General features: G+C 70.0%; 14 protein-coding genes. 7 read left to right on the top strand and 7 right to left on the bottom strand.

Annotated features, from left to right (window positions below; genetic code table 11):
- Positions 1-104: 104 nt before the first annotated feature.
- From glmM to NRB56_RS03095, 5 genes are all read right to left on the bottom strand, one after another.
- Positions 105-1472 carry a phosphoglucosamine mutase gene (glmM, locus tag NRB56_RS03115; RefSeq protein WP_153338889.1) on the bottom strand — a complete coding sequence of 456 codons (1368 nt, stop codon included), beginning with the start codon at positions 1470-1472 and terminating at the stop codon, positions 105-107.
- A 155-nt stretch (positions 1473-1627) separates the two neighbouring features.
- On the bottom strand, positions 1628-2158 hold the full coding sequence (gene rpsI, locus NRB56_RS03110) for a 30S ribosomal protein S9 (RefSeq protein WP_319942469.1): 531 nt from the start codon (positions 2156-2158) through the stop codon (positions 1628-1630).
- Entirely contained in the window at positions 2155-2598 is a 444-nt protein-coding gene (rplM, locus tag NRB56_RS03105; RefSeq protein ID WP_319942468.1) for a 50S ribosomal protein L13, read from the bottom strand. The genes rpsI and rplM overlap by 4 nt, the downstream gene beginning before the upstream one ends.
- 168 nt (positions 2599-2766) lie before the next feature.
- The gene (locus NRB56_RS38660; RefSeq protein WP_227837080.1) at positions 2767-4932 is read right to left on the bottom strand and encodes a hypothetical protein; all 2166 of its coding nucleotides are present in this window, start codon (positions 4930-4932) and stop codon (positions 2767-2769) included.
- 58 nt (positions 4933-4990) lie between these two features.
- Entirely contained in the window at positions 4991-7588 is a 2598-nt protein-coding gene (locus NRB56_RS03095) for an FHA domain-containing protein (protein ID WP_153338888.1), read from the bottom strand.
- Positions 7589-7917: 329 nt separating this feature from the next.
- Between NRB56_RS03095 and NRB56_RS03090 the strand changes: the two genes are divergently transcribed.
- Complete coding sequence (locus NRB56_RS03090) at positions 7918-9366, top strand: neutral zinc metallopeptidase (protein ID WP_153338887.1); 1449 nt, start codon at positions 7918-7920, stop codon at positions 9364-9366.
- Positions 9367-9376: 10 nt separating this feature from the next.
- On the opposite strand, the gene NRB56_RS38655 is transcribed toward NRB56_RS03090, so the two are convergent.
- On the bottom strand, positions 9377-12097 hold the full coding sequence (locus NRB56_RS38655; protein WP_227837079.1) for an FHA domain-containing protein: 2721 nt from the start codon (positions 12095-12097) through the stop codon (positions 9377-9379).
- Positions 12098-12249: 152 nt separating this feature from the next.
- Here NRB56_RS38655 and NRB56_RS03080 point away from each other — a divergent pair, with 152 nt between their 5' ends.
- From NRB56_RS03080 to NRB56_RS40010, 3 genes are all read left to right on the top strand, one after another.
- Positions 12250-13458, top strand: coding sequence for a DUF7373 family lipoprotein (locus NRB56_RS03080; protein ID WP_227837078.1), 1209 nt, complete (start codon positions 12250-12252; stop codon positions 13456-13458).
- Between the two features lie 30 nt (positions 13459-13488).
- The gene (locus tag NRB56_RS03075; RefSeq protein ID WP_227837077.1) at positions 13489-14682 is read left to right on the top strand and encodes a DUF7373 family lipoprotein; all 1194 of its coding nucleotides are present in this window, start codon (positions 13489-13491) and stop codon (positions 14680-14682) included.
- A gap of 68 nt (positions 14683-14750) precedes the next feature.
- The gene (locus NRB56_RS40010; protein WP_153338886.1) at positions 14751-16448 is read left to right on the top strand and encodes a type VII secretion-associated protein; all 1698 of its coding nucleotides are present in this window, start codon (positions 14751-14753) and stop codon (positions 16446-16448) included.
- Between the two features lie 126 nt (positions 16449-16574).
- Here the strand turns inward: NRB56_RS40010 and NRB56_RS03065 are convergent, their stop codons facing one another.
- Positions 16575-17687: a metallophosphoesterase gene (locus tag NRB56_RS03065; RefSeq protein WP_319942467.1), complete on the bottom strand. Its 1113-nt coding sequence runs from the start codon at positions 17685-17687 to the stop codon at positions 16575-16577.
- 280 nt (positions 17688-17967) lie between these two features.
- On the opposite strand from NRB56_RS03065, the gene NRB56_RS03060 reads away from it, so the two are divergent.
- Genes NRB56_RS03060 through NRB56_RS03050 form a run of 3 tightly spaced genes read left to right on the top strand, consistent with a single transcriptional unit; the run spans position 17968 to position 21663 of the window.
- Positions 17968-19179, top strand: a complete 1212-nt coding sequence (locus NRB56_RS03060) for a DUF7373 family lipoprotein (protein WP_153338884.1) — start codon at positions 17968-17970, stop codon at positions 19177-19179.
- 14 nt (positions 19180-19193) lie between these two features.
- Positions 19194-20435, top strand: a complete 1242-nt coding sequence (locus NRB56_RS03055) for a DUF7373 family lipoprotein (RefSeq protein ID WP_194290702.1) — start codon at positions 19194-19196, stop codon at positions 20433-20435.
- A 4-nt stretch (positions 20436-20439) separates the two neighbouring features.
- Positions 20440-21663, top strand: a complete 1224-nt coding sequence (locus NRB56_RS03050) for a DUF7373 family lipoprotein (RefSeq protein WP_153338883.1) — start codon at positions 20440-20442, stop codon at positions 21661-21663.
- Positions 21664-21674 lie beyond the last annotated feature (11 nt).

The following is a 21674-nucleotide window of genomic DNA, read 5'->3' as shown; positions in this document are numbered from 1 at the left end:
CACCATACGTCGCGAACACCGAACCCGCCCCCGATCCAGCTGTGACTCCCCGGGCCATCAGCTGAAAAGGGGACGTTCACAAGTGCGTCGCCCGCCGGCGCGACTCAGAGTGCCGCGACCCGTTTCGCCAGATCGTCGGCCAGCGTACGGGCCCGATCGTGGTCGGTGGCCTCCACCATCACCCGGATCAGGTCCTCGGTTCCGCTGGGGCGCAACAGGACTCGGCCGGTGTCACCGAGCGTCCGCTCGGCCTCGGCGACCGCCTCCAGCAGATCCGGCGCGACCGCGACCACGGCCTTGTCCGCGACCGGCACGTTCACCAGCACCTGTGGCACGGTCTGCACGACGCTCGCCAGTTCCGCGATACCGCGGCCTGTCTGCGCCATGCGGGCCATCAGCTTCAGACCGGTGAGCACGCCGTCGCCGGTGGTGCCGAACGCCGGGAACACCACGTGCCCCGACTGTTCGCCGCCGAGGGCGAACCCGCCCCGGCGCAACTCCTCCAGCACGTAGCGGTCGCCGACCGCGGTGGTGCGCACCGTGATTCCGGCCGACCGCATCGCGATGTGCAGGCCCAGATTGCTCATCACGGTCGCGACCAGGGTGTCGTGCGCCAGCGCACCGGTCTCGTGCATGGCCAGCGCCAGGATCGCCATGATCGCGTCGCCGTCGATGATCTCGCCGGCAGCGTCCACCGCCAGGCAGCGGTCGGCGTCACCGTCGTGCGCGAGCCCCAGATCGGCGCCGTGGTCGCGGACCGCTTGCTGAACCTGGTCCAGATGCGTCGACCCGCAGCGGTCGTTGATGTTGAGCCCGTTCGGCTCCGCGTTGATGGCGACCACCCGCGCCCCCGCCTCGCGATAGGCGGCGGGCCCGACGTCGGAGGCCGCGCCGTGCGCGCAGTCCACGACCACACTGAGCCCGCTCAGGTCGCGGCCGGTGGCCTCGATCAGGTGCTCCACATACCGTTCGTGCGTGCCGGCCAGGCTGTAGTGATCGTCGACGTGGCCGTCGGCGCCGGACTGGCTCAGCACCCGGCCGATCCCGGCGCCGGTGGGGCGGATGAACTCACGCCGGCGCACCAGTTCCTCGATGCGGTCCTCCACCGCGTCGTCGAGCTTGTGCCCGCCCGCCGCGAAGATCTTGATCCCGTTGTCCGGCATCGGATTGTGCGATGCCGAGATCATCACGCCCAGACAGGCGTCGTACACCGCGGTCAGATAGGCGACCGCGGGAGTCGGCAGCACACCGACCGACAACACGTCCACACCCGCGGCGGTCAGGCCCGCGGTCACCGCCGCCTCCAGCATCTCGCCGCTGGCCCGCGGATCGCGGCCGACCACCGCGACGGCCCGCCGACGGCCCCGCGCGAGCACCTCCGCGGCCGCCGCGGCCACGTGCAGCGCCAGCTCCGGGCCCAGGCCCTCGTTGGCCAGTCCTCGGACTCCGTCGGTCCCGAACAAACGTCCCATTACCTCGCCTTATAGGTCGTTACAGCACGAGAGCAGGCACCCAGCGATACCGACCAATATCGGTGCCGGGGCCTGCTCTCGTACAGGTGCCGTGACGACCGTACTCCACCCGATGCCGCACGGACGCCGGATGGAGACAGCCGCGAGCGGCAAGGTCAGCGCTTCGAGTACTGCGGAGCCTTGCGGGCCTTCTTGAGGCCGTACTTCTTGCGCTCGGTCGCACGCGGGTCACGGGTGAGGAAGCCGGCGCGCTTGAGGGCGGGGCGATCCTCCGGGGTGACCTCGATCAGCGCACGGGCGATGGCCAGGCGCAGCGCGCCGGCCTGACCGGACGGGCCGCCGCCGACCAGGCGGGCGAACACGTCGAAGGCCTCGACCCGCTCCACGGTGACCAGCGGCGACTTGACCAGCTGCTGGTGCACCTTGTTCGGGAAGTAGTTCTCGAGGGTGCGGCCGTTCAGCTGGAACTGGCCGGAACCCGGAACCAGGCGGACACGGACCACGGCCTCTTTACGACGGCCGACGGTCTGCACCGGGCGATCGATGACGATCGGGCCCGGAGCGAACGCGGGGGCGTCGCCCTCGGCCTCGGTGTCGGCCTCGGCCTCGTAGGTGTAGCCCTCTTCGACGACCTCGGCGGCGGCGTCGCCCTCGAAGGTCTCGTTGAATTCCTCGGGAGTGGTCACTGGGCCACCTGCTTGATCTCGAACGGAATGGGCTGCTGGGCCGTGTGCGGGTGGGCCGCGCCGCCGTACACCTTCAGCTTGCGGATGATCTGGTTACCCAGCTTGTTCTTCGGGATCATGCCCTTGATGGCACGCTCCACGACTCGCTCGGGACGGGTCTCCAGCAGCTGCCCGACAGACCGGGACTTCAGACCGCCCGGGTACTGCGAGTGGGTGTAGAGGAGCTTGTCCTGCCGCTTGTTGCCGGAGACGGCGACCTTGTCGGCATTGATGATGATGACGAAATCGCCACCGTCGAAGTTCGGAGCGTAAGTCGGCTTGTTCTTGCCGCGCAGGATGTTCGCGGCCTGCACCGCAAGGCGGCCGAGCACCACGTCAGTGGCGTCGATGACGTACCACTTACGGGTCACGTCACCACCCTTGGGGGTGTACGTAGGCACAGTACTTCCCTTGTCTGTCGGTTCACTGCCGGCCGGGAGCGCGGTCGAGAATCCCGGCGGCCGGTTGAGACCCGGGGACCCGTGGGACGGCACGGTGCTACACCGCGACGTACCGCACGCCAGCAGGTGACGATACCAGCCGGCGTGCTGCCACCCGCAATCGCCCGGTCAGGGCTGCTCCGGATCCTCCGGGCCGAGCTCCGGCAGCGGCATCTTCCGCGTGGGAGCGGCCGCATCCGGCACGGACTCGCCCGCTTCGCCCGGCGTCACCTCCGGTTCGGCCGCCGACCGATCCGACGGCACGGCCGGCGATCGATTCGAATTCGACTCGTCCGTGGTCACGGCCGATGCTCCGTCCGACGGCCCGGCCGGTCGCTCGGGCAGCAGGACGGCCGACAGCCCGTCGGGCATGACATCCGACAGTTCGCCCCACGCCGACGGCGGCGCCTCGTCCCATACCGAAGGCAACTTCTCGCCGTTCTCGGAGGACAACTGCTCTGCCACTACTGAAAGCGACCGCTTGACGATGGCCGAAGCCGATCGGTCCCCGGCCACAGCGGGCGACTGCTCACCCGCAACCGGCGGCGCTTGGCCATCCGCGACCGAGGGCGACCGCTCACCGATCCCGGAAGGCGACTGTTCACCGCCCGAAGCAGGCCCACCGACCTCCGCGGACCGCTGCTCACCGGTCGCGGATGCTGGTAGCTCGCCGGTCGCGAAAGCCGGTCGCCCACCGGTCACGAAAACCGCTTGCTCACCGGTCGCGGAAGCTGGCCGCTCACCGGTCACGGAAGCTGGCCGCTCACCGGTCACCGCGAGAGACTCTCCACGCACCTTGGCCGGTTCCTCGGTCGCCGACTCACCGCGTCCCTCGCGGGGCTGCATCGCCGACGGCTCATCGGGCTGCGTCGGTGGCTCGTCCGGCACGAGCGCGGGCGGTCTGGTGAACCGGCTCGCCGGTAGCTCCGCGGGTGCCGGAGCCGCGGCACCGGCCTCCCCGTCGGAGTCCCGCAACGCGTGCCTACCGCCGCCTCCGGTGCGGATGACTCCGACCGGCCGCGGCTCACCCGCGGCGCCGTGTCGCGGCTCCGGCGACATCCGCCGGGTCACCTCCGACGGATCGGTCCGGGGGATCCCACCGCGGTCCAGCATCACCGTCGGATCCGCCGCGATCCCGCCGTGCGCGGCACCCGCGCCTGCGTGTACCGCCCCGGGCACACGATGCGCGCGCGGCGCGGAACCGGCGCCCCCATGCGGCCCGTACGCGGCCATCGGCATCCCGTGCATCGCCGCCATCGCGCCCGGACTCGCGAGCGCGGTCGTAGGCCGGCCCGGATCGGAGGCGCCCGGACCGGCGACGGGACCCTGGCCCCCGGCCGCGGGACGGCCACCCGGATCGGGCCGGTTCGCGGGCGTGGTCGTGGCCGGCGCGGCCCCGCCGGTCCGGGGTGAACCGGATCCACCGGGCGGCCCGGCCGGCGGAAACGCGTCGGAGCGCTCACTGTCGGTGACCAGCAGATGCGCCGCACCGAGCACGAGCGCGTGCATCGGATGGTCGGCGATTTGCAGCCGATGCCCGAGATGGTTCTGGAACGCCAGTCGCAGCGCGTCGTTGAAGCACGCGTTTCCGGACAGCAGCACGGTCGAGGTGTCGGCGCCCATCGCGCGGGCGGCGGCCATCACCTCGATCACCACGTTGTCGGCGGCGTGCGCGTCGCGGGTGGCCTCCAGCGAGATCGGTACGCCAACCGATTCGGTGGGCTGCTCGTCGTCGCCGTGCACCGCGACCACCAGGCAACTCCGGCCGTCGGAGTAGACACCGGTCGCGCCCATGCCCGCCCGTCCCGGCTGCGGTGCCTCCACCAGTCCCAGCGCCCGCATGTATCCGGACAGCGCCACCGACTCCGGCAGCGGCTCGGTCTCCACGTCCAGCAGTTCGACCAGACGGCAGTACTCCTCCACCTTGCCGTCCGGCCAGTCGTCCGGGAACGGCAGCGCGATCACGTCCGGCTTGCCGCGCAGATGCTTGCCGACCGCGGCCAGCGGGTTGTACAGGCGAGCACGGAACACCAGTTCCGCGGGCCAGGTCGCACCGGCGATCCGAATCTGCAGATGCCCCAGGATGTCTCGCACATCGGACACGGCGATCCCCAGATCGGGACGCTGCACATCGGTACCGGCCGTATGCAGGCGTCCCGTCGAATCCGCCAGCAGGTACGCCGGCGGGGTAAAAGTTCCTTCCACCTGGACCGGGCGGATCGGTATGCCACCGCCGCCTGCGGCCACGGACACTACATCCCAGCCGAGATGTACCGCCCCAACTCGAGCCGTCACAGCCATAAGTGTGCCTGCTGCCGCGTCGATGCGCTCGGGGCCGCCGGGAACAGCACGCTCATGAGGCCGACTTCTTCAGCCGCAACCGCGACCAGGTCAGCAGCGACAACACGGCGGTGATGACCAGCAGCAGACCGATATCGAGCAGCCAGAAGGCCGGTTGGTGCTGCCAGAGGGCGTCGGGCTGGGCGGCGGAGAACAGTCCGCGCAGATCGACCGTCGACGCCCCCGCCGCGAAACCCCACCGGGACGGGAAGAGATAGGACAGCTGCTCCAGCACCACCCGGTTGGTCACCGGGATCATGCCGCCGGCCATCACCAGCTGGCACATGATCACCACGACCAGCAGCGGCATGACCTGCTCGCTGGATTTGGCCAGCGTGGACAGCAGCAGTCCGATCACCACGCAGGTCACGGCCGTGAACGCCAGATCGATGTAGAGCTCGGCGCTTCCCGACGGAATCAGCGCCCCCTTGCCGGGCGGCTGCTTGCCGAACAGCACGATGGCCACCAGCACCGCCGCCTGCAGCAGCGCCGCCGACCCGAACACCACGACCTTCGCCATCAGATACGCCGACGGCAACAGGCCGACGGCCCGCTCCCGGTAGAAGATCGGCCGCTCGCCCACGAGATCGCGCACGGTGAGCGTGGATCCCATGAAGCAGGCGCCGAGGATCAGCACGACCAGCAGCTGCTGGGTCTCCCCGCCGCCGCTGCGGATCATCGTGCCGTCCGGCAGCGGCACCAGCGGTCCGGGCGCGAAACCGTTCTTACCGGGCACGACCAGCGACAGCACGCCCAGCACGAACGGCAGCACCACCAGGAAGGCCAGGTAGCCGCGGTCGGCCAGGATCAATCGGATCTGTCTTCGCGACAGGGTCGAGAACTGTTTCCAGTTACCGGATTTCGGCGGCCGGCCGGTCTCACCGCGGGGTGCGGCGGGCGGCGGCGGTGGCACCGCGGACTGCCGGGAGCGATAATTCGCGAAAGCCCGATCGGGGTCGGCGGCGACCCGCGCGAAGATCTCCGCCCAGTCGCTGGTCCCGAGGAAGTCGCCGACCGCACCCGGATGCCCGCAGAACGCCGTCTTGCCGCCGGGCGCCAGCAACAGCACCTGATCGCACATGTCCAGGCAGGCCACCGAGTGGGTCACGACGATCACCGTGCGACCCGCGTCGGCCAGCTCGCGCAGCATGATCATGACCTGGCGGTCCAGCGCCGGATCCAGGCCGGAGGTGGGCTCGTCGAGGATCAGCAGCGACGGACCGGTGAGCAGTTCCAGCGCCACCGACGCGCGCTTGCGCTGGCCGCCGGACAGCCGATCGACCCGGGTCTCGGCGTGCTCGGTCAGCGAGAGTTCCTCCAGCACACCGTCGATGACCTGGCGACGGTCCTCCTTGCTGGTGTCGGGCGGCAACCGGAGTTCGGCGGCGAAGCCGAGCGCCTGCCGCACGGTCAGCTGCCGGTGCAGCACGTCGTCCTGCGGCACCATGCCGATTCGGCTGCGCATGGCGCTGTATTCGGCATGCAGGTCGCGGCCCTCGAAGGTGACCACACCGGCCGAGGGGTGCACGGCCCCCGCGACCAGCTTCGACAATGTGGACTTGCCCGCGCCGGACGGGCCGATCAGCGCGGTGAGGGTGCCGCGCCCGGCCGACATGTTGACGTCGACGAGCAGTTGTTTGTTGCCCTCCACGGTGAATCCGATGCCGTGGACGGTCAGGCCCTGTTCGGCGACCGGCTTCTGCCGGTGCTTCAGCGTGCCCTCGGTGACGACGAAGTCGATGTTGCCGATCGTGACGATGTCGCGTTCCCGCAACCCCGTTCGCGATTCCCGGCGGCCGTTCACAAATGTGCCATTGGCCGAACCGAGATCCTCGATCGTCAGCCCGGCGTCGCCGCGGATCAGGCGGGCGTGCCGGCGCGAGGCCAGCGGATCGTTGACCACGATCTGGTTGTCGCTGGTACGGCCGATGGTCAGCCCGCCCGCCGGGATCCGGTCCGCCCGCGCGACCGGCGCCGTCGAGTGCCGGGCCCGGACCGGCGGCCGATTCGAGGTGTCGGCCTTCGTCGTCATGTTGATGTTCGGGGCCATGCCGGTCGGCACCGAACTCTCCGGCCCCGACGCCCCGGAGCTCGACGGAACCGGCTGCCGCTGCGGCGGATTGGCGTACCGCGCGGGATCCGGGCGCGGCAGCCGATCGGACCGCGGGTCGTGCTGCGGCCGCTGCGGCGGCATCGGCCGGGCCGGCGTGGGCGCGCCGCGACCCGGTGCGGGCGCGTAGTGCGGCTGTGGCTGTGAGGGCGGGCCCGACCGATCGGGCCGCAGCGGCGGCCGGGCCGGCGTCTGCGGCACCAGATGCAGCAGCGGGCCGTTGATGGCGTCGCCCAGCCGCACCAGCATCGGGCGATCCACCGACACCGGCCGGGTCAGTCGCTGCGCGTCCACGAAGACCCCGTTGGTGCTGCCGTTGTCCGTGAGCACCCAGGCACTGCCCTGCCAGACCAGCGTGGCGTGCACCCGCGACACCAGCGGGCTGTCGACGAACAGGGTCACCTCCGGTGCGCGGCCGAGCGTGATCTGCTGACCGCCGTCGAATGTGCGGTCGGTTCCCTCATAGCGCACAGTGATCTTCGGCGCCCCCGGTTGTGACATAGTGTCGAAGCCTATCAGTGGGTGTATATCCGCAGGCCACAAGCGATTTCGCGACGACTCCCGGCCGGGTGCCGGAAGTTCCTCGAAAGCGCTGGCAGGTGCGGAAGTTCCAGTCGAAGGTGGAGCCTACTTGCTGCTCTCACCTGACTCTTCATGATTCCGGCCGCCGAAGTTAACGGTCCGGCGGGTGATCATCGCGCGGACCGTGTGATCGGCACGACAGGCCGGGCACCGGAATATGTCGTAGCCTGATCGCTGGCCCGGACAGGAAGTTCCACCCGACCGCCCTGTACGGCCGTGCTCGATACACGTTCGGCCCCGGGGGATCGATGAAGGTGGCGAAACGCCAGGTGAAATCGGCGCTCGCCGGACTGCTGGCAGCGGTCGCGGTGCTGTCCGGTTGTGCGTCGACGGTGAGCGGCCGCGCGGTGTCCGTCTACGACGACCCCTTCCAGGTGGCCGGATTGCCCACCACCAGCGGGCCCAGCGGTCCTCGGCCCGGCGTCCCCGGCACCGGTCTGACCGCCGTCGGCGGCGATCACGGCGACCTGGACCGGCTCGCCCTCGACGCCCTCGACGACATCCAGACCTTCTGGCAGGGCGCCTTCGCGCGAAATTTCGACGGCGCCTTCGCGCCGCTGACCACCTTCCGGTCCTGGGACGCCAGGGCGCCGCAGCGCGACGACCTCCAATTCTGCGGGGAGAGCACGTATCAGGTGATCAACGCCGCATATTGCCGGCTGGACAACACCATCGGCTGGGATCGCGGCGTACTGCTGCCGATGATGAACGACGACTTCGGCCCGATGGCCGTGGTGATGGTGCTCGCCCACGAGTACGGCCACGCCGTGCAGAACATGGCGCACCTGGTCGCCGGCGGTGACCCGGTGCTGGTGAAGGAGCAGCAGGCGGACTGTTTCGCCGGGGTGTTCATGCGGCACGTCGCCGAGGGTGGGGCACAGCATTTCACGATCAACACCTCCGACGGCCTCAACAAGGTGCTGGCCGCCACGGTCGCCATTCGCGACGCGAATCCCGGTGACCCGGAGGCGGTGCACGGTTCGGCGTTCGAACGGGTCACGGCCGTGCAGATCGGATTCACCGACGGACCCAAGTCCTGCAAGGCGATCGACGTGCGCGACGTCAACCGCCGCCGAAAGAATCTGCCGCAGAACTTCGGTGTCGACGACTCCGGCGAAACCGAGGTCTCCAAGAGCAATCTGGTGGAACTCACCAAGGCGATGGCGGCGGTCCTGCCCATCTCGAAGGAGCCCACCTACGACTATCACGGCGCCACTCTGCACTGCCTCGACGGCGCCGACACCCGGCCGGTGACCTACTGCCCGGCCACCAACACCATCGGCATCGACCTGCCCGCGCTGGCTCGGCGCGGCGCCCCGGACGATCCGGAGCGGGACGGCTTCCCGACCCACGTCGGCGGCGACTACAACGCCTACGTGGTCCTGGTGTCGAGATACGCGCTGGCGGTACAGGAGAGCGCCCACCAGCAACTGGCCGGTCCGAAGCCCGCGCTGCGGGCGGCCTGCCTGTCCGGGGTGATCACCGCGAAGCTGGCCGACCCGAAACGCGCTGCCGGCCAAGGCGATATCTCACTATCGGTCGGCGACCTGGACAAGGCGGTATCGGGCCTGCTCACCGACGGCCTCGCGGCCAGCGACGTGGACGGCCGCACGGTGCCGAGCGGATTCTCCCGGGTCGACGCCTTCCGCGCGGGCGTGCTCGGCAGCCGCCAGACCTGCGAATCCCGCTACGCCTGAACCGGTTCCGTCAGCCGAACGGCGGCGGCGCGGCCGGCTCGAAGCGCACCATCCGGTTGCCGAGCATGATCTCCGCTCCGAACACCAGCGTCAACGGCTGATTGGGTTGCAGCCGAATCCAATCCCGGTAGCCCGGCAGCCGGGCCCGGGTCCCGTTGGTGGAGCCGCGATCGACGACCGTGACATCCCAGTTGGCCAACCGGATCTCGGCGTGCGCGCGGGACATTCCCCCGGAGGCGTCCTCGATCTTCCACGGCAGCAAGCCCTGTCGAGCCGGCTCCGAATGATCCGGATCGCGGCCCAGCACCGCGTCGGCGGCGACCGGGAACGTCGTGCCGTCGTCGAGCACGAGGACACCCAACGGCGGCCGCAACACTTCGATCAGCTGCTGGGTCTGGTCCACCGGCATCCCGCAGACCGTACAGAACGCCGCCCGCGGATCGGTGGGGTGCGCTCGCGCACAAGTGAATCCGAGCACCTTCGCGGTCAGCTTGGTGGCCTTGGCGGTCTCCTCGATGCGGCGCTCCAGATCCGGATCCGGCATCGGGGACGGATTGGTCCCGCGCTGCGCCACCGGCCGAGGCGCCGACAGCTCGGTCGGATCGAGGAACGGATCGAAGGCCGGGCCGGCCTGCCCCGCGTCCTGCGGCAGCTGATCGGTCGGCGGGAAATGATCGGCCTCGGCCATCTGCGCCGTCGGCGGCAACTGACTCCCGGCCGAGAACCCTTGCACCGGCAACGAACTCGAGGAGACCTGCCCCGCCGGAGCCCGCTGCCCCGCCACCCCGAACTCTCCGGCGGGTGCCTGCTGACCCGGATCGAATCGACCCGCCTCACCCACCTGCTCGAACTGTCCCGACCTACCCGGCTGCCCGACCTGCTCGAATTGCCCTGAGCCACCAGGGTTTCCGACCTGGTCGAACTGGTCGGAACCACCCAGGCTTCCGACCTGCTCGAACTGGCCGGAACCACCCGGCCTCCCCGCCTGCTCGAACTGGCCAGGGCCACCTGGATGTCCGACCTGCTCGAACTGGCCGGAGCCGGCTGGCCGCCCGGCCTGCTCGAACTGTCCGGATCCACCCGGATGTCCGGCCTCGAACTGTCCAGGGCCACCTGGCCGCCCGGCCTGCTCGAACTGTCCGCCGCCGCCAGGATGCCCGACCTGCTCGAACTGTTCAGAGCCAACTGGCCGCCCAGCCTGCTCGAACTGTCCGGAGGTCGCCGGCCGCCCGCCCGCAGGAAACTGTCCGGCGACCGGCGGCTGCCCCGTCACGGAAGGCTGCCCACCGGAAGGAAATCGACCGGCCGAGGATTCGTGCCCGGCGGAGGCGAACTGTCCCGCTACTGGCGGCTGCCCGGTCCGAACGGATTGACCGGCAGCCGAGACCTGCTCGGCGGCGGAAACAGCCGACGCCTGTTCGGCAACGGAGAATTGCCCGGCCGTCGGCGGCCCGGCAGACGTGAACTGTCCAGCCACGGGTTGCTGGCCGGATGGAGCGAATTGCCCGGCCACGGAAGACTGCCCACCGGAAGGGAACCCACCGGCAGAAACCTCCTGCTCAGCGGAACCGAAATGCCCAGCTGCGGATTGCTGCTCGCCCGAAGCAAATTGCCCAGCCGACGACGCCTGCTCGGCGGATGCGAACCGCTCCGCCGCAGCCCGCTCCGCCGGGGAGAACTGCTCTGCCCCGGGTGGCTGCCCGCTCGGAGTGAACTGTTCCACCCGGGGTGGCTGCCCCGTCGGGGTGAATTGCTCCGCCCCATATGGCTGCCCATCCGGAGCGAACTGCTCCGCCCCGGATGACTGCCCCACCGGAGTGAACTGCTCCGCCCCGGATGACTGCCCCACCGGAGCGAATTGTTCCGCCCCGGATGACTGCCCCACCGGAGCGAATTGTTCCGCCCCGGATGACTGCCCCACCGGAGTGAACTGCCCCGCACCGGAAGGCTGCCCCACCGGAGCGAACTGCCCCGCACCGGGTGGCTGCCCTGCCGGAGTGAACTGCTCCGCAGCGGAGAACTGCCCCGCCGAGGGCGACGACCCGCTCGACGTGAACGGCCCCACCACCGACGGCTGTCCGGTCAGCGGCTGCCCGATCGCGGGCTGTTGACCGGTGGCAGGCCGACCCGGCGAAAACTGTTCCGCCTGACCGATTTCGGCGTCCGGCCGGGCTCGATCACGTGCCCGCGAACGCTCCCGCTCGAACCAGACGATCGCCGCCGACCCCGCGGCCACGCCCTCGACCAGCGAGCCGATACCCTGCGGCGGCAACTCGGGCAACCGGCCGGGCTGATCGTCGGCGAACAACACCGCGGCCTGCTGCGGCGACGCCACCACCCGGTCGACGGTGAACGCCGCGTCCACGCCTCGGAGCTGGTCGATGCCGTGTTCCCCGGCGAGCAAGGCGGTCACCGCGCCGTGCAGGAAGATCGCCAGACCGTCGCCGTCGGCCCGGGACAGGATCCCCAGATGGATCGGCCGCCCACCGGACAGCTGGTCGGCATCGCGCATCAGCCACTGGGTCGCCGCCCGCGCCACCGCACGACCCGGCCCGGCCGCGTCCTGCTCGGCGGCCTCCGAAACAAGTTGGGCCAGCGCCTCCGCCACCCGCATCTCGGTGGAATCCGCGGTGACCGGGCCGGGCTCGTGCCGGGCCACCAGCACGACCGCCCCCGCGACGCGGACCACGACGTGCCTGCCCGGAACAACCTCGACCTGCCGATCCAGCAACCGAATCAGCTCCCGCAGCGGGCGCGCGCCGTCCTCATCATAGGAACCAGGTTAGGGCATCGGTACGACGCCGGATTTCGAGTGGTCGCCGTCGGCGCCCGCGCTCGGGTAAATTTCAGGGGCAGGAAAACAGCAGGAACGGGGGCGGTTCCATGGGCCGCAAGATTCGCACACCACTCGTACTGGCCGGTGCCGCCGCGGTCGCGCTCCTGACCGGCTGCGGAGTGACCGGCACTCCGCTGGCGGGCGAGCTCGACGTCCGCACGCTCGACGCCGGACCGTATCCGGTCGACCGGCACCATTACGACCAGACCGGCGGCGCCAAAGGCGGGCTGCTGGAGGGCATGCGGATGTCCGCGGCCGTGGTGCCGACAGTCCACATCGACCCCTCGCTGACGGTCGGGCAGGGTGGCCGGGTCATCGTCGACAGCCGTGACGCCACCGCGCACCTGCTGGCCGGGGTCTCCAAACCGGCCCTGGACAAGAACAAGCTGGTGACCGGCTACGTCACGGCCGGCGCCGATCAGCCCGACGCACCCGGCGCCGACGGTCCCGGCCCCGGCGCGACCGCGGTCACCACGCTGGTGCTGCGTTTCCCGAGCGCCGACGCCGCCAAGCAGGCCGCGACCCAGCTCGAGGATTCCGATTTCGCCGTCGCGCCGGACATGAACCGCAAACTCACGCTGCCGCAATATCCGAGCGCCTACATCCACTATCGCCCCGGGGTCGCCAGCGTCGGAACCTTCATGGCGCACAAGGAATTCGTCATCTCGCTGTTCATCCAGCGGCCTTCCCCGAACGAGACCGACCTGCTCGACTGGGTGCGGAAGACCCTGGACGCCCAGGTTCCGGCGCTGGACCGGTTCGAGGCCACCCCGCCGGACCGGCTGAACGCACTGCCGGTGGATCCCGAAGGCCTGCTGGCCAAGACGCTGGTGAAGGACCGTTCCGATCGGGTGCCGGATCCGGACAAGTTCGCCTTCTACGGCGCACCGGCGATGGTCGACATCTCCGGCGACGAGGCCACCCGGCAGCGCTTGGTGGACGACACCGGCCTGGACGCGCTGGCCGTCGGCGATACCAGTTCGGTACTGCGCGTACGCGATCCGGCGGCGACCGGCCGGCTGGTCGAGGGCCTGATCGCGTCGGCGGGCACGGAGTACGACGGCACCGACATCCCGACCTCCGTTCCCGGCGCGAAATGCCTGAAGCTCAACGCGCGTGGGGACGCCGCGCACGAAAGCCGTTACCGCTGTTACGTTCCCTATCACCGCTACGTCCAGGTGATCAGCAGTGACGACGCCACCGACATCCGGTACCGGCTGGCGGCGGCATATGCCTTGCTGGCCAACAACTTCTGACCCGCACCGCCGAGATCCCCGGGGTCCGAGATGGTTCGCTCGTCGCTGATTCGCCTCGTCGCAGCCGGTGCCTGCGCGGCCGCCCTGACCGCGTGCACCCAACCCGGGCGGCCGGTCGCCGCCGAAATGGATGTCCGCACACTCGATGTCGGCACCTACGCGGTCGACCGGCACAGCTATCCGCAGAACGCCGGCGACGGCGGGGTGCTCGAGGCGATGCGGATGTCCGCGGCGGTGGTGCCCAGCATGGCGATCAATCCGCAGCTCGACGTGGGGCTCGAATCCGGGGCCGACACCGAGGACGACTCCGGTAACTACCTCGCGGCGGCCGACAAGCCGGTGCTCGACCAGTACAAGCTGATCGGCGGATTCGCCACCGTCGGCGCCGATCGCGGGATCCCGCCGGGCGGAACCGATCCCGGACCCGCGGCCACGATCGTCCGCAATCTGGTGCTCCGTTTCCCGGACGCCAACACGGCGCAACGTGCGTCGTCGGCGCTCGAGACCGCGGATTTCCTGGTGGCGCCGGGCCAGAACACACTGCTCACCCTGCCGCGCTACCCGGAGGCCGACATCCACTACCGGCCCGGGGTGCCGACCATCGGCGCCTTCCTCCCGCACAACGAATTCGTGCTCGCGCCCTATATCCAGGCGCCGGTGGCCGATCCGGCAACGCTGCTCGGCCTGGTGCAGCAGACGTTCGACGCCGAGATCCCGGCGCTGGACGCCTTCCGGTCGACGCCCACGGATCGGATCGATTCGCTGCGAGTCGATCCGGACGGCCTGCTCGCCCGGGTGGTCGTCGGCAGCCGCGACGACCGGGCGCCCGATCCACTCGACTTCGCTGTCTACGCGCCGGTGGTGCTGGTGTCGGAGGCCGAGGACGAACCGGCCGTGCAGGCGGCCGTGATCGACGCCGGTGTCGACGCCGTCGCGCAGGCCGACGACGGCCGGGTGATCCGCGCCCGCGACCAGGCCGCCGCCGACCGGCTGATCCGGGCTCTGATCGCGGCCCGCACCACCGGATACGGGTCCGCCGGGGCGCTCGGCAGCCGGGCGCCCGGCGTCACCTGCCTGCAGCGCACCAGCCGCAGCGGCACCGGTCCGGCCTACCGCTGCTACGTGCCGTATCGGCGGTATGTCGCGGAGGTCTCCGCCGACGACACGACCGACATCAAGCAGAAGACCGCCGCGCAGTACGCCCTGCTGGCGAACAGCATGTGACACCCGGCGCGGCCGGTATATGCTGCGTGGCCGTCGCGCTCCGGCGACACGACGAGGGGAGGTCGAGCGTGGCGGACATCGATGTCGTCCTCACGGATGCGCGGCTGTGGGCCCGCGGCTACCCGGGGGCCGCGCCCGCGGGACGCCCGCCGGACGCCGCCCCGCTGCGCACTCGTACACCGAACACGCGGTGGGACAACGTGTTCACGACGCACGAAGCCGAGTCGACCCACTGGGACAGACCGGCGTCGATCATGCCCGCCGGTGACGGCTTCGTCGTGGGTGTGCCGTTGCGCCCGTCGTCGCCGGCGGTCTCGGTGCCCCGGATGGCGTCGGCCGAGCGGATCGCCTTCGATCCGGTCACCCCACAAGGACTTTCGCCGGTGCCGACCCCGGCCGAGGCGTTCGCCGAGCTTTTCGCCGCGCTCCCGGACCAGCTGCGCCTGCTCGGACCGTGCCGGCGGCTGACGGTGGTGGTTCCGACCGAGTGGGGGAAGCGCCGCCGGGACACGGTCGACACCGCCGCGCGGCGCATCGCCGCCGATGTCTCCCTCGAGTCACTGGCACAGCGCGCGGTGTCGCTCGGCGCGAGTAGCGGGCCGGGACAGCGAATCGCCGTGCTGGAGGCGAATCCCCTGACCACGACCGTCACCCTCGTCGGCCGATCGGGGACGCGCACCTGGATCGAGGCGTGCGAGCACGATCCGACCGTGGGCACCGACGACGAGGACGGCGCGGCGACAGCCGCGGTGGCGGCGCGGTTGCCCGACTTCGCCCGGGCGGACCACGTTCTCGTGACGGGACCGATCGCGCCGGACACGCGCGCCGCGGTGCGGGCCGCACTGGAAGCGCTGCCGGGCTGTCCCGCGGATATCCGTACGGTCTCCGGAGCCGATCTCCTCCGGCCGCCGGGTACGCTCGAAAATGCTGCGATGCAACGCTTTTCACTTCCCACCGCACGCGCCACCGGCTCATTGCGCGACCATGCCGCATCGCTGCGCCGTTCCCGAACCCGCCGCGTCCTGCTGCCGGCCGCCGTGATCGCGGTCGCGATCGTCGCGGTCACCGGAATCGCGGTGGGTGTGGCGCACCGGCCTTCCGCAGCCACCGGTTCGCCTGCCGCGCAAGCGAGTTCGGCACTGAAACAGCACCCCTCCGGTTCTCCCGGAACGGTTGCCGCAGCACCGGAATCCGCGCCGGCCGTGCGACCGAACGCTCCGGCCGAACGCACGACCACCCCCGGTGTGCTGCCGACCGCCCCCGGCACGCCCGGCGCCCCGGCGGGACCCCCACCGCCGCCGGGACTCTCGACCGCCCCGGGTGCATCACCGATTCCCGCGCCCGGCGCCGGTACCCAGTTGTTCGACCTGGTCCGAGCGGACATCCCCCCGGGCTGGCACCCGGGCTCGCGCACCGACGCCCGCGTCGACCTCGTCCCGGACAACGGTGCACGGCAACGGATCACCGTTACCCAGCGGCAGCTGTCCCCCGGCGCGACCCTGGGCGACGTCGCCGCCACCCTGGACCAGCAGATCGCCCAGCGCCCACCGGGCAGTGTCGGAGAATTGCAGCGCGACAGCGTATTCGGTGACCGCCCCGGCCTGACGTACGAGGAGTACCCCGGCGACGGCACGACGGTGCGCTGGCAGGTGCTGGTCGATTCCGGCGTACAGGTCAGCGTCGGTTGCCAGTACGAATCGCATTCCTGGCCGGCCGCGGCCGGCGAATGCGAACGGTTCGTGCGCAGCGTACACGTCGGCGCCTAGCCTTTGGCCGCCGCGATGTCGGCCCGACACCGGCAAGTCGGACGCGGCGACGCGGCCCGACCGGCGCTCCCACACCGGCCAGTGCGGCCTTGCGACACCGGCAGTCAGGTGCCCCCGGCACGGCCGTCAGGCGCTGCGCAACACCAGCACGGAGATCTCGCTGGGCGCGAACACTCGCAACTGCGGCCCCCAGAATCCGGTGCCGCGACTGGTGTACAACTGCGTGCCGCCGTGCCGGCTCAGCCCCGCGACCACCGGCTGATCCAGTCGCACCAGGTAGTGGAACGGCCAGATCTGACCGCCGTGGGTGTGCCCGGAGAGTTGCAGCGCCACACCCGCTTCCACCGCCGTGCCGATCTGCTTGGGCTGATGCGCCAGCAGCACCACCGGCACGTCCGGGGAATCGGCCAGTGCCGCGGCGATATTCGGTCCGTGGCCCGCCAGCCCGGTGCCGGTCGGATCGTCGATCCCCGCCAGCACCAGCCGATCACCGCCGCGCTCGACCACCTCGTGCTGGTTGTGCAGCGGCTGCCAGCCGAGCGAGCGCATGTGCTCGATCCAGCCGGGCGCGTCCCCGAAGTATTCGTGATTGCCGGTGATGTAGAACCGCCCGTACTCCGCCGACACCTTGCCCAGCGGATCGACCTGACGACTGCGCCGCGCCACCGACCCGTCCGCGAGATCGCCGGTGTGACAGGCGATATCGGGCCGCTGCGCGTTCACCACCTCGACCACCCGCTCGGACCAGCGCAGCCGGTTCGTCGCCGCGTAGTGGGTGTCGGTCAGCAGGACCACCCGCAGGCCGTCGAGCCCCTGCCCGAGCCCCGCGATCGGCACCTCGACCGTTCGCACCCGCGGCACCCGCCGGGCCTCGAAGACGCCGTACGCCACCAGTACCGCGGATACCGCGAACACGGCCCACGCGATCGGCCCGGCCGTATCGTGCACCCCGGCCAGGGCCAGCACCCCGCGCGCCACCACGCCGAGCGCCGACCAGGTGAACAGCACCCACCCGACCCCGAGCAGGGTGTCACCGATCAGCACGGCGGCATCCGACTCCGCCGGGCCGTGCCCGAGCAGCATGCCCGCCGGCAACGCGGCACAGGCGAGCAGGAACAGCGCCGAACCGATCCAGAACACCGGCCCGGTGGTCGCGGCGCCGATCAGCACCCACCAGGGAACGACGAACAACAACGCCGGAATCGACACGAACAGCAACACACGGGGGACGTACTTCACCAGGTCATCCTCATCGAGGGGGGAATTTCGACGATAGCAGCACGGACCGATCGGTCGCCGCCGCCGAGTTGTGCACAGCCGTCCACACCGCCACCGCGGGGCATATCCCCGAGCGCGGAGCCGACCGGTTCGCTACCCTCGGGCGCGGAGGTCCGGCTCCCGAGGCCGGGCGAGGGAGGGGAATCGTGACGAGCGACGGGTCATGGGCGCGCATGCCGCACAGCGGACCGGGCAGGCCGAATCCTCGATTCGCGCGCACCGGCCGTCCGCCGGAGGGGAAATGACAGTCGTCGCCGGGTCCCGAGCCGTCCGCGCGGCGGGTCTGCTGCTGGCCGCCGCGCTGCTCGTGCCGACCGCCGCCGCCTGCGGCGCCGAGGTCCAGGGGCATGCCGCGCGCCAAGCGGCCGACACCACGAATCTCGATGTGGGGAACTATCCGACGAAGCGCCGGGTGATCGGCCACGCCAAGACGCTGAAACAGGCCCGCACGCGAGAGTCGCAGCGGCTGGCCGATTTCGTCGCGCTGCCGTCGGAGGCCGATCCGGCCTACACCGACGACGCGCTGGGCCTGTCCCAGCACGTGGTCCTGAACCGCCACGGCATGGGCAAACTCGTCATCAACGACACGTTCAACGATGTCGCGAAGGATCTGGTCGCGGGCTGGCAGAACGCCATGTCGACCGCCGCCGATCCGAACGGGAACGCCCGCACGCTGAGCCTCGCGGTGCTGGAGTTCCCCAGCGCGAAGATCGCCGCGGACGTCGGGCCGACCCTGGAGAACGACGATTTCACCTACAACGTCGACAACGTGCCCGTCGATCTGGTGAAACATCCCGAGGGCAAGGCACATTGGCGGCCGGCGATCTCGTCGATCGGTTCCTGGACCGTGCACGACCGGTACGTCGTCTTCATCAAGGTGGTCGACGACACCGCCGCACCCGATCTGCCCGCGCTGGTGTCCTTCACCGACACCATGCTCGACACCCAACTGCCGCTGCTGGACACGTTCGTTCCCACGCCGGCCGATCAGATCATGAACATCGACATGGATCCCGACGGGCTGCTCGGCCGCACGCTGCCGTCGAATCCGGAAATTCCGCTGCGCGCCGACGTCGACGGAATCTACACCGGCCGCGGCGCGGCCAGCGGTATGCAGAGCGCGGGCCTGAACTTCCTGAAAACCGGTGACGTCGACCTGGTGGCCTTCGGCGACGGCGGCGTTTTCCGCAGCCGGACCTCCAAGGGCGCGCTGGCGCTGTGGCAGGACGAACAGCCCTCCACCCATCTCAAACCGACCCAGCGGATGGCGGAAGCCCCGAAGGGCTTGAGCGCCAACGTCGAATGCTTCACGGACCTCACCGACAAGGGCGACCCGATCATGAATCTGTGCTACCTCCAGGTGGATCGCTACACGGCGGAGGCGGCGGCGAAGAACCTGCAGGATCTGCACCAGAAGATCGCCGCCCAGTACGTCCTCCTGACGGACCGGTAGTGGAGGCCGGCACCGTGGATACCCTCGAACCGCGCACCAAGCGATCCCTCTACGCCATCGGCGTTCTCGCGCTCGTGACGGTGATCATCGCGCTCTCCGTACAGAGTTGCGGCCCCGGCGTCACCGGGCACGCCGGACCGGGTCTGACCGCCGTCGACATCGGCACACTGCGGACCGGCTCGTTCGCCGCGCAACCGACCGCGTACAAACCGAAATTCCGTAATTCGACGGACTTCCGGCTGATCGAGGCGCGGCGCATGCTCGGCTATCTCGTCCATCCCTTCGATGTGGATCCCGACGACAGCGCCCCGTCGACGGTGAAGCTCATCTCCTCCGGCACGGACATGACCTCGGACGACGGCATCCCGAAGGCTTTCGCCCCGATCGGCCAGACCTTCAACGTACTGGCGGGCGTGTACGTGTCCCGGACCAACGGCAACCTCCGCAGCCGGAAGAAGGTGATCGTCGGCCTGCTGCGTTTCCCCACCGAGGACGCGGCCCGGCAGGCGGCCGATCAGTTCGGCACGATCGAGAACGACAGCAACCCGGGCCGGCATCCGATCACGATCGCCGATCATCCCGACGCACATGCCAGTTCGGGTGAGGACGCCTCGGCGACGGCCTTCCTCGCGCACGGTCCGTATGTGGTGCTCGCCAGCACCCGGGTCCCCGCACCGGATCAGGCCGCACTCGCCGCGCTCACCAAGCGGACCATCGACCTGCAGCTGGCCGCGATGGCGACGTTGCAGCCCACCCCGCTGGACGATCTGCTCGACCTCGCCGCGGATCCCGAGGGCCTGATGCGCCGCGCCGCGCCGCAGGCGAAGGACTACAGCGACCCGTTCTACGACACCGACGATTTCGGCACCTACGATCCGGCGGCAGATCTGCACTACGAGCGCAATCCGATCGATGTTCGCAACGCGTTCCGGGAGGACGGGGTGGACGCGGTCGCCCGGCGCACCGGCGTGCTGTACCGGACCCGCGATCTGGCCGCCTCGTTCCGGCTGCAGAACACGCTGACCCGGACCGGTAAGGACGACGACCTGCTGAATCCGCCGCCGGGCCTGCCGGACGCCACCTGTGTGCGGCTGGACCTGCGGGATTCGAACCGGGACTACGACGCGTTCTGTGTGGTCGTGTACGGCCGCTACGTCGCCATGGTGGTCGACCGGTTCCCGGTCGCCAGGCCCAGTCCCACCGCGCTGTACGAACGCACCGGCGCCCAGTACGCGATCCTGGCGAGGAGCGAGTGAACCGATGAATCCTCTCAACCGCGTCACCCGTGTCGCACTCGCCGGGATCACCGCCGTGACCGTTCTGCTCACCGGAACCGCCTGCGGCGACGACCACAAGGACGCCGCCGCCCCGCCCGCCCTCGACATCTCCAAGATCGATTCCGGGAACTTCCCCGTCGCACCGGTCGACATCGAGAAGACCAGAACCGAATCCTCGGGATACGTACGGGAATCCATCCGGATCGGGAACGCCGTACCGCTCGCGATCGACGTCGACAGCAAATACGTCTTCGACCCGAAGGCCTACATCACCCGCACGCTCACGGTGAAGAGTCACCCCTCCTACACGGGAATCGGCGTCGACGACAATTTCAACGCTCTCGCACCGGGATTCGTCGTGGGCTGGGCCACTCTCGGTCAGCGGCGCACGGATCCGACCATGGGCCGGGTGTTCGACATGGACACACTGCGTTTCACCGACGCCGACCACGCGGCCGCCGCGATCCGGAACATGTCCGGCGTGGTGCCGGGCCGGCCGGCGACCATACCCGGTTATCCCACGGCCACGGCGAATGTCACCACCACGATTCTCGACAGCAATGTCCTGACGGTGTGGTATCAGCGGAACGACCTGGTGTTCATCGTGCAACTGATCGATCCGATCAGCATCCCGTTCGATGTGGCTCCGCTGGCGGACATCTCGAAGAAGGCCATCGACAAATGGGACGCGACCATCGCGGCCTACACCGAGACGCCGCTCGACAAATTCGGCTCACTCCCGCTCGACACCGACGAAATGCTCAGCCGCACATTGCCTTTCGACAAGAACACGAAACCGAGCGGAGTCGACCCGCAGGGGGTGTACCCGCGGCAGGCGGCGCTGCACATCACCAACCGCCCCGACCTGGTCAAGGCCGCGTTCGACGATGCCGGCGTCGACTCCGTCGCCGTCGCGTCGACCTACGTGTACCGCACCCGCGACGCCGCGGCGGCGGCCCGGCTGGTCGCCGCCCTGGCGAAGGAACACGACGATGTCTGGGCCCCGATCGACGGTCCGCCGAACATGCCCGGGGTGCGCTGTTTCAAACAGCCGCAGGGCGGTGACACCGATTGGACCGCACCGCCGGCCTGCTTCGTGACCTACGATCGCTTCGCCGCGAAGATCTACGCATTCAACGTCCAGGAGCTCTACCAACGCACCGCTGCCCAGTACAAGTTGCTCGCGTACGGGCACCCGGGCAAGTGAACGGCGCACTC

It is taken from the genome of Nocardia aurantia, from assembly GCF_009604425.1.
GTDB classification, from domain to species: Bacteria; Actinomycetota; Actinomycetes; order Mycobacteriales; family Mycobacteriaceae; genus Nocardia; species Nocardia aurantia.
This window is presented reverse-complemented; position numbering and strand designations above follow the sequence as displayed.

Coding starts and splice junctions, on each gene's coding strand:
- glmM (WP_153338889.1), bottom strand. CDS start 1,472: ATGGGACGTTTGTTCGGGACCGACGGAGTCCGAGGACTGGCCAACGAG.
- NRB56_RS03095 (WP_153338888.1), bottom strand. CDS start 7,588: ATGTCACAACCGGGGGCGCCGAAGATCACTGTGCGCTATGAGGGAACC.
- NRB56_RS03090 (WP_153338887.1), top strand. CDS start 7,918: ATGAAGGTGGCGAAACGCCAGGTGAAATCGGCGCTCGCCGGACTGCTG.
- NRB56_RS03080 (WP_227837078.1), top strand. CDS start 12,250: ATGGGCCGCAAGATTCGCACACCACTCGTACTGGCCGGTGCCGCCGCG.
- NRB56_RS03075 (WP_227837077.1), top strand. CDS start 13,489: ATGGTTCGCTCGTCGCTGATTCGCCTCGTCGCAGCCGGTGCCTGCGCG.
- NRB56_RS03060 (WP_153338884.1), top strand. CDS start 17,968: ATGACAGTCGTCGCCGGGTCCCGAGCCGTCCGCGCGGCGGGTCTGCTG.
- NRB56_RS03050 (WP_153338883.1), top strand. CDS start 20,440: ATGAATCCTCTCAACCGCGTCACCCGTGTCGCACTCGCCGGGATCACC.